At 34.4% G+C, this 9,471-nt stretch carries 14 protein-coding genes; all 14 read left to right on the plus strand.

From position 1 onward, the window contains the following. Positions 1-1,128 (plus strand): [FeFe] hydrogenase H-cluster radical SAM maturase HydE (gene hydE, locus HMPREF9129_RS05935; RefSeq protein WP_004821431.1); only part of this gene is annotated, 1,128 nt, incomplete at its 5' end. Continuing rightward, complete coding sequence (hydG, locus tag HMPREF9129_RS05940) at positions 1,109-2,521, plus strand: [FeFe] hydrogenase H-cluster radical SAM maturase HydG (protein WP_004821433.1); 1,413 nt, start codon at positions 1,109-1,111, stop codon at positions 2,519-2,521. The genes hydE and hydG, both read left to right, overlap by 20 nt. Continuing rightward, positions 2,496-3,629 carry a GTPase gene (locus HMPREF9129_RS05945; protein WP_004821435.1) on the plus strand — a complete coding sequence of 378 codons (1,134 nt, stop codon included), beginning with the start codon at positions 2,496-2,498 and terminating at the stop codon, positions 3,627-3,629. The genes hydG and HMPREF9129_RS05945 overlap by 26 nt, the downstream gene beginning before the upstream one ends. 21 nt (positions 3,630-3,650) lie before the next feature. Further along, positions 3,651-3,818 (plus strand): hypothetical protein, encoded by a 168-nt coding sequence (locus HMPREF9129_RS11405; RefSeq protein ID WP_004821437.1) that lies wholly within the window; start codon positions 3,651-3,653, stop codon positions 3,816-3,818. Positions 3,819-3,942: 124 nt separating this feature from the next. Beyond that, the gene (gene rplU, locus HMPREF9129_RS05950) at positions 3,943-4,248 is read left to right on the plus strand and encodes a 50S ribosomal protein L21 (protein WP_004821439.1); all 306 of its coding nucleotides are present in this window, start codon (positions 3,943-3,945) and stop codon (positions 4,246-4,248) included. Then, entirely contained in the window at positions 4,248-4,592 is a 345-nt protein-coding gene (locus HMPREF9129_RS05955) for a ribosomal-processing cysteine protease Prp (RefSeq protein ID WP_004821441.1), read from the plus strand. Before rplU ends, HMPREF9129_RS05955 begins: the two co-directional genes overlap by 1 nt. After that, the gene (gene rpmA / locus HMPREF9129_RS05960; RefSeq protein ID WP_004821442.1) at positions 4,592-4,870 is read left to right on the plus strand and encodes a 50S ribosomal protein L27; all 279 of its coding nucleotides are present in this window, start codon (positions 4,592-4,594) and stop codon (positions 4,868-4,870) included. The genes HMPREF9129_RS05955 and rpmA overlap by 1 nt, the downstream gene beginning before the upstream one ends. Positions 4,871-4,984: 114 nt before the next feature. Then, a complete protein-coding gene (obgE, locus tag HMPREF9129_RS05965) occupies positions 4,985-6,250 on the plus strand; it encodes a GTPase ObgE (RefSeq protein WP_004821444.1) in 1,266 nt (421 codons plus the stop codon). 7 nt (positions 6,251-6,257) lie between these two features. Continuing rightward, on the plus strand, positions 6,258-6,545 hold the full coding sequence (yhbY, locus tag HMPREF9129_RS05970; RefSeq protein ID WP_004821446.1) for a ribosome assembly RNA-binding protein YhbY: 288 nt from the start codon (positions 6,258-6,260) through the stop codon (positions 6,543-6,545). Positions 6,546-6,555: 10 nt separating this feature from the next. Further along, positions 6,556-7,149, plus strand: coding sequence for a nicotinate-nucleotide adenylyltransferase (gene nadD / locus HMPREF9129_RS05975; protein WP_004821448.1), 594 nt, complete (start codon positions 6,556-6,558; stop codon positions 7,147-7,149). Then, positions 7,146-7,721, plus strand: coding sequence for a bis(5'-nucleosyl)-tetraphosphatase (symmetrical) YqeK (gene yqeK / locus HMPREF9129_RS05980; RefSeq protein WP_004821451.1), 576 nt, complete (start codon positions 7,146-7,148; stop codon positions 7,719-7,721). The genes nadD and yqeK overlap by 4 nt, the downstream gene beginning before the upstream one ends. Continuing rightward, complete coding sequence (locus HMPREF9129_RS05985) at positions 7,705-8,610, plus strand: LCP family protein (protein ID WP_004821453.1); 906 nt, start codon at positions 7,705-7,707, stop codon at positions 8,608-8,610. Before yqeK ends, HMPREF9129_RS05985 begins: the two co-directional genes overlap by 17 nt. Beyond that, complete coding sequence (rsfS, locus tag HMPREF9129_RS05990; RefSeq protein WP_004821456.1) at positions 8,611-8,958, plus strand: ribosome silencing factor; 348 nt, start codon at positions 8,611-8,613, stop codon at positions 8,956-8,958. Then, on the plus strand, positions 8,955-9,329 hold the full coding sequence (locus HMPREF9129_RS05995) for a RidA family protein (protein WP_004821457.1): 375 nt from the start codon (positions 8,955-8,957) through the stop codon (positions 9,327-9,329). Before rsfS ends, HMPREF9129_RS05995 begins: the two co-directional genes overlap by 4 nt. Positions 9,330-9,471 lie beyond the last annotated feature (142 nt).

The following is a 9,471-nucleotide window of genomic DNA, read 5'->3' on the forward strand; positions in this document are numbered from 1 at the left end:
TTAATACTGTTGTTTTGTGCTATAATTTTCTTAGTTTGTGAGGATATTAAGATGGATAAAAAGATTTTTAAAAATGATATTTATCTAGTTTTTGATAAATTGTTAAAGACGAGAAACTTAAAACTAGAAGAATTTGAATTGCTAATAGAAAATAGAGATATGATATTAGATGAAGTATATCTTTCGGCAAAAGCAATTACAAAAAGATTTTTCAATAAAGAAATATATGTTAGAGGGCTTATAGAAATTTCAAATTGTTGCAAAAATGATTGCTACTACTGTGGAATAAGAGCTTCAAATCGTGATGTAAATAGATACAGACTTTCTAGAGAAGAAATATTAGAGAGTGTGAAGCTCGGAACGGAAATAGGATTTAAAACTTTTGTATTACAAGGTGGAGAAGATAAAGGTTTTAAAGATGAAGAACTGATAGAGATAATTAGAGAGATTAAAAAAATCAATCCTGAAACGGCGATAACTCTGTCAGTTGGCGAAAAAGAATTTGATGTTTTGGAGAAATATAGATTGGCGGGAGCTGATAGATTTCTATTGAGACACGAAACCAAAAATCAAGAACATTACTATAAACTCCATCCAAAATCTATGAGCCAAGAGCATAGGTTACAAGCTTTAAGTAATTTAAAAAAGCTTGGGTTTCAAACAGGCTCAGGAATTATGGTTGGGTCACCAGGGCAGACAGTATCAAACATAGCAGAGGACTTAGTCTATCTATCGGAGTTAAATCCTGAAATGGTTGGGATAGGACCTTTTATACCGGCTAAAGGGACACCATTTGAAAATGAAGATAGTGGGTCGGTGGAACTTACGGTGTTTTTACTATGCATTTTGAGAATTATGTTCCCAAGGGCAAATATACCGGCTACGACTTCACTTGCGACACTGTCAAAAGAGTGGAGAGATAAGGCGATAGAATACGCGGCGAATGTATATATGCCGAATATGACACCAACTTACAGAAGAAAAGATTATGCATTGTACAAAGATAAAGCTTGTTTCAAAATAGAAGCGGCAGAGAATTTAGAAGAATTGAAAAATATGTTTGGGGAATTAGGTTACCATATTGTTATGAATAGAGGAGATTTTAAAGATGTACAACGTAAAAAGTAAGTTAGCTACTGAATTTATAGATAATGATGAAATTTTAGAATCATTAAAATACGGGGAAAAAAATAAAGATAACTATGAATTACATAGACAACTTTTAGAAAAAGCCAGAAGTTTAAAGGGACTTGCACATAGAGAAGCTGCTATTTTATTAAACTGTGAAGATGAAAAAATCATAGAAGAGATGAAGTCCATAGCAAGAGAGATAAAAGAAAAGTTTTATGGAAATAGAATCGTACTCTTTGCACCACTTTATTTATCAAACTATTGTGTGAATGGTTGTGTGTACTGCCCTTATCATAGCAAAAATAAGAGTATTCCAAGAATAAAACTTACACAAGAAGAGATAAGACAAGAAGTAATCGCGTTGCAAGATATGGGACATAAGAGAATAGCAGTTGAGCTGGGGGAAGACCCAGTAAACAATCCGTTAGATTATGTGTTGGAAAGTATAAAGACAATTTACGATACAAAGCATAAAAATGGTTCAATCAGAAGAATCAATGTAAACATAGCCGCTACAGACGTTGAAAGCTATAAAAAATTAAAAGAAGCCGGAATAGGAACGTATATACTTTTCCAAGAGACATATAACAAAGAAAATTACGAAGCACTTCATCCAACAGGACCAAAATCAAACTACGCATACCATACAGAAGCAATGGATAGAGCAATGGAAGCGGGAATAGATGATGTTGGGATTGGTGTACTATACGGACTTGAAAACTATAAATATGAGCTCATAGGCCTATTAATGCACGCAGAACATTTAGAAGCCACATTTGGAGTCGGTCCACACACAATTTCAGTGCCGAGAATTTGCCCGGCTGATGACATAGATACAGAAGATTTTAAAAACGCATTAGACGATGAAACATTTGAAAAATTAATAGCCCTCATTAGAATAGCAGTTCCATACACAGGAATGATAATCTCCACAAGAGAATCTATGGAAATGAGAAGAAAGGCTCTTGACCTTGGGGTAAGTCAAATATCGGGGGGCTCAAGAACAGCTGTCGGAGGATATATAAAAGATATAGAATCTGAGTCGGCACAATTTGATGTATCAGATAGAAGGTCATTGCAAGAAGTAGTTAACTGGCTTTTAGAACTTGGACACATACCAAGTTTTTGTACAGCTTGTTACAGAGAAGGAAGGACAGGAGATAGATTTATGAGTCTTTTAAAGAGCGGACAAATCGTGAACTGTTGCCATCCAAATGCATTGATAACCCTTGAAGAATATATGTGCGACTATGGAAATGAAAAGACTCTTGAAGAGGGAAATAGAATAATAGAAGAAAATTTGAGAGTAATAAAGAATGAAAAAGTTAGAGAGAGAACTAAAGAATACTTGGAGAAAATAAAAAGTGGAGAAAGAGATTTTAGATTCTAAAGGAATTAAAGTTCCAAAGGGAAACAGAATTCATATAGGGATTTTTGGAAGCACAAATGCAGGAAAATCGACATTGGTAAATTTGTTGACAGGGCAGGAAACATCACTCGTGTCGAGTGTTTCAGGAACTACTACAGATCCGGTTTATAAACCGATGGAGATTCAAGGCGTTGGTGCTACAACGCTAATAGATACCGCGGGATTCGACGACTATTCAGAACTTGGAGAAAAGAGAGTCGAGCGTACAAAAAAAGTATTAGAAGAGTGTGATATTTTAATATATATTGAAAGGAATCAGACTAATGATGAACTTTTGGAAATATTAAAGAGCATAAAAAAACCTCTTATAAAGATAAATAACTCCGGCTCAGAAAAAAAAGGATACACCAAATTTGTCAAAGAAGAAATTTTAGCAAAGATAAGAGAAGTCGCAAAAGAATTGATAGGCGAAAGGCCATTGCTAGAAGGACTTTTAGTAGGTGGAGAAACTGTTGTGTTGGTAATGCCACAAGACTTGCAAGCCCCTAAGGGCAGATTGATTTTGCCACAGGTTCAAGCTATTAGATCCCTTCTAGATTTAGGATGTTCTGTTTTTTCTTGTAAAACAGATGATTTAGAGAGGACTTTAAACCTTTTAAAACACGAGCCGGATATGATAATAACAGATTCGCAAGTCTTTGCAGAGGTATATAAACTAAAACCTAAAAACTCTAAGATAACTTCATTTTCTATACTAATGGCAAGAGCCAAGGGTGATATAACAGAACTTGTAAAAGGCGCAGAAAAAATAGATAAGTTAGATGAAAACTCTAAAATTTTAATTTCAGAAGCTTGTACACACGCTCCACTTGAAGAAGACATAGGGAGAATTAAAATTCCAAAGATGCTAAGAGCAAAGTATGGAGATATGCAAATAGATTTTTCAAGAGGACTAGATTTCCCGAAAGAACTAGATTATGACTTGATAATTATGTGTGGAAGTTGTATGTTTAATAGAGCGAGGGTAATGAATCGAATAGAAAAGGCAAAAAACGCTAGAGTCCCAGTTACAAACTATGGACTAACAATATCAAAATTAAAAGGGATTTTAGATAAAGTGGAGTACTAGTCTTTATGAGGAGAATATGGATTGAAAGATTTTATTATTGGATTGATAATTTTATTGATAGGTCTTGTATTTTATTTTACTAATTTATTCAGTAGATGTACTCAAATAATTTTTGGGTTTGTGGTTCTTATATATTTGAGTTATTCAGGTTATAAAAATTTTAAGGAATTAAATAGCTCAAAAAAGTGAATTTTAATAGCTTTTTTCTTGCAAAACACAAGCCTTTGTGTTAACATACCAAGAGTAACCGCACGAACTAGGTTTAAAATTTAATTACCTATTAGGCGAGTCTTGAAAATGAGGAGGTGCTACAGTGTACGCAGTAATCGAAACAGGTGGTAAACAATACCAAGTTAAAGTTGGAGACAAGGTTAAGGTTGAAAAGTTAGACGTTGAAGAAGGTTCTAACATAAGTTTTGACAAAGTCCTTTTAGTTGGTGGAGAATCTACTAAGATTGGTAAGCCTTATGTTGAAGGAGCTAAAGTAGAAGCTAAAGTTCTTGCACAAGCTAAGGATAAGAAAATTGTTGTTTTCAAATACAAATCTAAGAAGAACGAAAGAAAGAGAAGAGGACACAGACAACCATACACGTTAGTAGAAATCAGTGCTATTAACTAATGGTTGAGGTAACTCTTTATAGGGAAGATGATTTATATTTCGGATTTAGCTCTAAGGGGCATGCTGATTATGGAGATTCTGAGTATGATATTGTGTGTGCAGGGGTTTCAATTCTCACTCAAACACTTTATTTTCAAGCAATAAACAATTTGGGTATTGCTGAAGGGGATATCTATGATGAACAAGATTCGGGATATTTAAAGGTAGTTTTCAAAAATAAATCTGATTATATAAAGTTACAAGATAGTTTCTTATTTTTAATTGAGGGACTAAGCTTGTTGGAAAAAAATTACTCGGAGCATGTGATGCTTAAAGTAGATAACAACTCACAGGAGGTGGGATAATGATAAAGTTTGATTTACAGTTATTCTCTTCTAAGAAGGGTGTAGGTTCATCAAAGAACGGTCGTGATTCTAATTCTAAGAGACTTGGAGTTAAGAGAAGTGACGGACAACCTGTACTTAGCGGTAACATTATTGTAAGACAAAGAGGTACTAAGTTCCATCCGGGACTAAACGTTATGCGTGGTAACGATGATACACTGTTTGCAACTGCAGATGGAGTAGTTAAATTCGAAACTAAGGGCAGAGGTAACAAAAAGATAGTTAGCGTTTACGCTTAAACACAAAAGTCGTAGAAACCTACGGCTTTTTTTCTTAGAAATATTATAGAAATCTTAGCTTTACTTTAATAAGTTTGGCAGGATTTAAATGATATAATTAAAGAGTGATGAAATATGTTTATAGATAGAGCTGAGATAAAATTACAAGCGGGTCATGGCGGAGATGGAGCCGTGGCTTGGAGAAGAGAAAAATATGAGCCGGCTGGCGGTCCTGCAGGTGGAAACGGAGGACGTGGCGGAGATATTATCATAAAGACTGATTCAGGTTTGCATACTCTTATGGATTTTAGATATAAAAGGGTTTATAAGGCTGAGAGTGGCGGAAATGGAATGAACAAGCTAAAGTTTGGCAAAGACGGCGAAGATATAGTGTTGCGTGTTCCTGTGGGAACTCTTGTAAAAGATGCTAAGTCTGGCGGAGTTATAGTTGATTTAAAGAGTGTTGATGATGAGTTTGTCATCTGCAAAGGTGGACGTGGTGGAAAGGGAAATGCGAAGTATACTACTTCTACTAGACAAGCACCTTCTTTTGCACAGGCTGGTACTCGTGGTCAAGAAAGGGAAGTTATTCTTGAGTTAAAGATGCTTGCGGATGTAGGACTTGTAGGTTTTCCTAATGTTGGTAAGTCTACTATGCTTTCTGTTGTAACTGCGGCTAAGCCTAAGATTGCAAATTATCATTTCACAACTTTGACGCCTAATCTTGGTGTTGTAAGTCTTGGAAATGAGATGAGTTTTGTGCTTGCAGATATTCCTGGTCTTATTGAGGGAGCAAGTGAGGGAATTGGCCTTGGTGATGAATTTTTAAAACACGTTGAGAGAACCAAGGTTTTGATTCACGTAATTGATGCTTCTGGACAAGAGGGTAGGGACCCAATTGAGGATTTCTACAAAATCAATGAGGAATTGAAGAATTACAATGAAAGGCTTTCTCAAAAAAGGCAAGTTATATTTTTAAATAAGACTGATATACCTGGGAGTGAGGAGAATGTTGAAAGGGTAAAGAAAGAGTTATCTAATTATAAGATATTTACTGGTTCAGCGGCCACTACTGAAAATTTAAATGAGCTCATGAAGGCTGTTTATACTGAACTTCAAAGTGTTGAAGAGCAGGAATATGAAACTTATGACGAAATCCACGTTGAAGAGGAAGTTCGTGAAGATGGAATCAAGGTATATACAGAAAATGATGAGTTTATTGTAGATGGACCTTATATTGACAAATTGTTGAGGTCTACTAATTTTGAAGATAGAGATTCACTTCGTTATTTCCAAGAGAATTTGAGAAAGAACGGAGTTGTGGAAAAACTTAAGGAACTTGGCGTAGGAGAAGGTGACTCAGTGTTTATCGGAGACTACGAGTTTGAGTTCTTTGAATAGGAGTAAAATGTTAACAGGAAAGCAAAGATCATATTTAAAGTCAATTGCCAACACTTTAAATCCATTGATTCAAGTTGGCAAAGGTGGTATTGGAGATGGAGTGCTATCTCAAATAGATAAGAGTTTGGAAGACCATGAGTTGGTCAAGATAACTGTTCTAAAGAATTCACCTGTAGAAGCAAGAGAGATTGTAGAAGAGATATTAGATGCTACAAATGCTGAGTTTGTACAACAAATAGGAAATAAACTTACTATTTATAGAGAATCTAAGGAAAATAAAAAAATAGAGCTGTAAGGTTTAAATAATGAAAAAGTATGGCATAATGGGTGGGACTTTCAATCCTATTCATCTTGGACATTTGATGATAAGTGAATATATTAGAGTGGACATGGAACTTGATGAGATAATTTTTGTTCCAACTGGAAATCCACCTCATAAGAAAACTACTGATGCAAGTCTTAGATATGAGATGGTTGAGTTGGCAGTTCAGGAAAATGAGTATTTTTCTATTTCAGATATTGAAGTGAAAAATAGTGACATAAGCTACACTGTGGACACTATTTCTAATTTAGAAGGTAAGCTTGACGGAAAATTTTATTTTATAATTGGTTCAGACACTCTTTTTCAATTAAAGACCTGGAAAAAGATAGATCTTTTATTTAAAAAGGTTGAGTTTATTTGTGCTATTAGACCTGAATATGTGTCTACTCAAATTTTGGCTCTTGAGCTGAAGTATTTAAAGCAAAAGTATGATGCCAAGATTCACATAATTGAAACTCCGCTTTATGAAATTTCGTCTACTGATTTGAGAAATAGAATTTCTAAGGATAAATCAGTTAAGTATCTCATTCCAGATGTTGTTATAGATTTTATAAAAGAGAAGGAATTGTACAAGTGATAGAAAAATATAGAGAGGAAATAATCTTCTTAATAGGAGAAAAGAGATTTGAACACACTTTAAGAGTGGCAGATGAAGCTCAAAAACTTGCTAATAGATATGGTGTTGATATTGAAAAAGCTAAGATAGCGGGCCTTTTTCACGACTGTGCAAAGATAAGAAATTTGAGTTTGCTACTAGAAAAATGCAGGGAATATAATCTTGAGCTCACTCATGATATGCATTTTTCACCACAGATAATTCATTCTTTTTTGGGCGCTGAAATAGCGAAGCAAAGATACGGAATAGATGATGAAGAAATTTTAAATGCTATAAGATTTCATACTACTGGCAGAGCTAACATGACTATGTTGGACAAGGTTATATACTTGGCTGATTATATAGAGCCTATGAGAAACTTTAATGGTGTTGAGAGGGCTCGTAAGTTGAGTTATGAGGACATTGATTTAGCTATGCTTGAAAGTTTAAATAATACAATTTTATTTTTGGCAAAAGATATGAATTATATTGCGAGATATACTTTTGATGCCAGAAATTATTTATTGGAGATGAAGAATGGGAAGGTTTTTTAAGGCGTTTTTTGCTACATTATTAATTCTTATTGTAGTGTTTGTAGGGTCTATAGGATATTTTTTATTAAAAAACCATATTGAAAATCCTAGTGATTTCTTTAATGAAGTGTTTAATGATAGTACTAAAAGAGAAACTTTTATAGTTATGGGAGTGGACGTAAAGGACGTTAAGAATATTGAAAATGGCACACGTTCAGATACTATGATGATTGTAAGTATTGATACCGGGACTGGAAAGACTGATATAATTTCTGTGCCGCGTGATACTTATGCTAAGATTGAGGGACATGGAAGACAAAAATTAAATCATTCTTTCAATTTTGGTGGTCCTGAGTTGACTTTAAAGACTATTAATGATACGCTGGGAACAAATATAAAGAATTATGTTGTAGTGGACTACGGCTTTGTAAAAAAGGTAACTGATGTAGTTGATGGAGTGGAAGTGGACGTTCCTATGGATATGAAATATAATGATGAGTATTCTGATCCTCCTCTACATATAGATCTTAAAAAGGGTGTCCAAACTTTAAATGGCGAAGAGGCTATACAGTTTTTAAGATTTAGAAAGGGCTATGTCAATCAAGATTTAGGTAGGGTTGAAGCTCAGCAACAATTTGCCGGAGCTTTTTTGTCGAAGTTGAAGGAGCCTAAAACTTGGCTTAAGGCACCACTTTTACTGCAGGCGTATGAGCAATATACTGATACCAATATGCCTTTTTCAACTGTTATGAAGCTTGGAAAGAATGTTGGTGGGTTTAGAATGGAAAATATAGAAAAGCATACTTTACCTGGTAGAGCTGGATACAAGAATAAGATTTCTTATTTTTTTCTAGATGAAAAGGCGACGGATAAATTGCTTAGAGAATTGGATTTAAAGCAAGGAGAGTAAATGGTAAATAAAAAACTTGAGATTATAAAAAACGCATGTGAAGATAAAAAGGGCATGGATATTCAAGTTTTGGATATTCAAGAGATGTCAGGTATTGCAGAATATTTTGTCATAGTTAGTGGCAATTCATCAACTCAAGTTTCTGCTATAGCAGATGAAGTTGAAGAAAAGATGGCAGAGGCTGGATTTGAACCTACTAATAAAGAAGGCCGAAATTCAATGAGATGGATTCTATTGGATTTTGATGATATAATAGTACATGTATTCCATAAAGATGAAAGGGAATACTATAATATTGAGAGACTTTGGTCTAATAGAGACAATTTTAGTGACAAGGGGGAAATATGAAAATAATTCAAACAGAAAAGGCACCTGCAGCAGTAGGTCCATATTCACAAGGTACGATAGTTGGTAATTTAGTATTTACTTCAGGACAACTTCCGTTAGTTCCAGAAACTGGGGAATTAGTAACTGATGATATCAAAAAAGCTACTCAACAAAGTTTAGATAATGTAAAGGCTATTGTTGAAGAAGCTGGTTCAAGCGTTGATAAAATTGTAAAAGTAAATATCTTTTTAGATAACATAGCCGATTTTGCAGCAGTAAATGAAGTTTATACTGAATTTTTCGGGGACCACAAACCAGCAAGATCTTGTGTAGAAGTTGGAAAACTTCCTAAAAATGGTCTTCTTGAAATAGAAGCAATTGCTGAATTATAATTTACTTAAGTAGAGCCTTTGAAAGGCTCTATTTTTGGCTCTATGTCAAACATTGGGGAGGCTCATAAAATCGAGCCTCTCATTTTATGTAAAAATCAACACATAGCAGCTAATATTATTATCCTATTAAATATAGATATAC

Origin of the sequence: Peptoniphilus indolicus ATCC 29427 (assembly GCF_000227315.1) — a bacterium.
Taxonomy (GTDB): domain Bacteria; phylum Bacillota; class Clostridia; order Tissierellales; family Peptoniphilaceae; genus Peptoniphilus; species Peptoniphilus indolicus.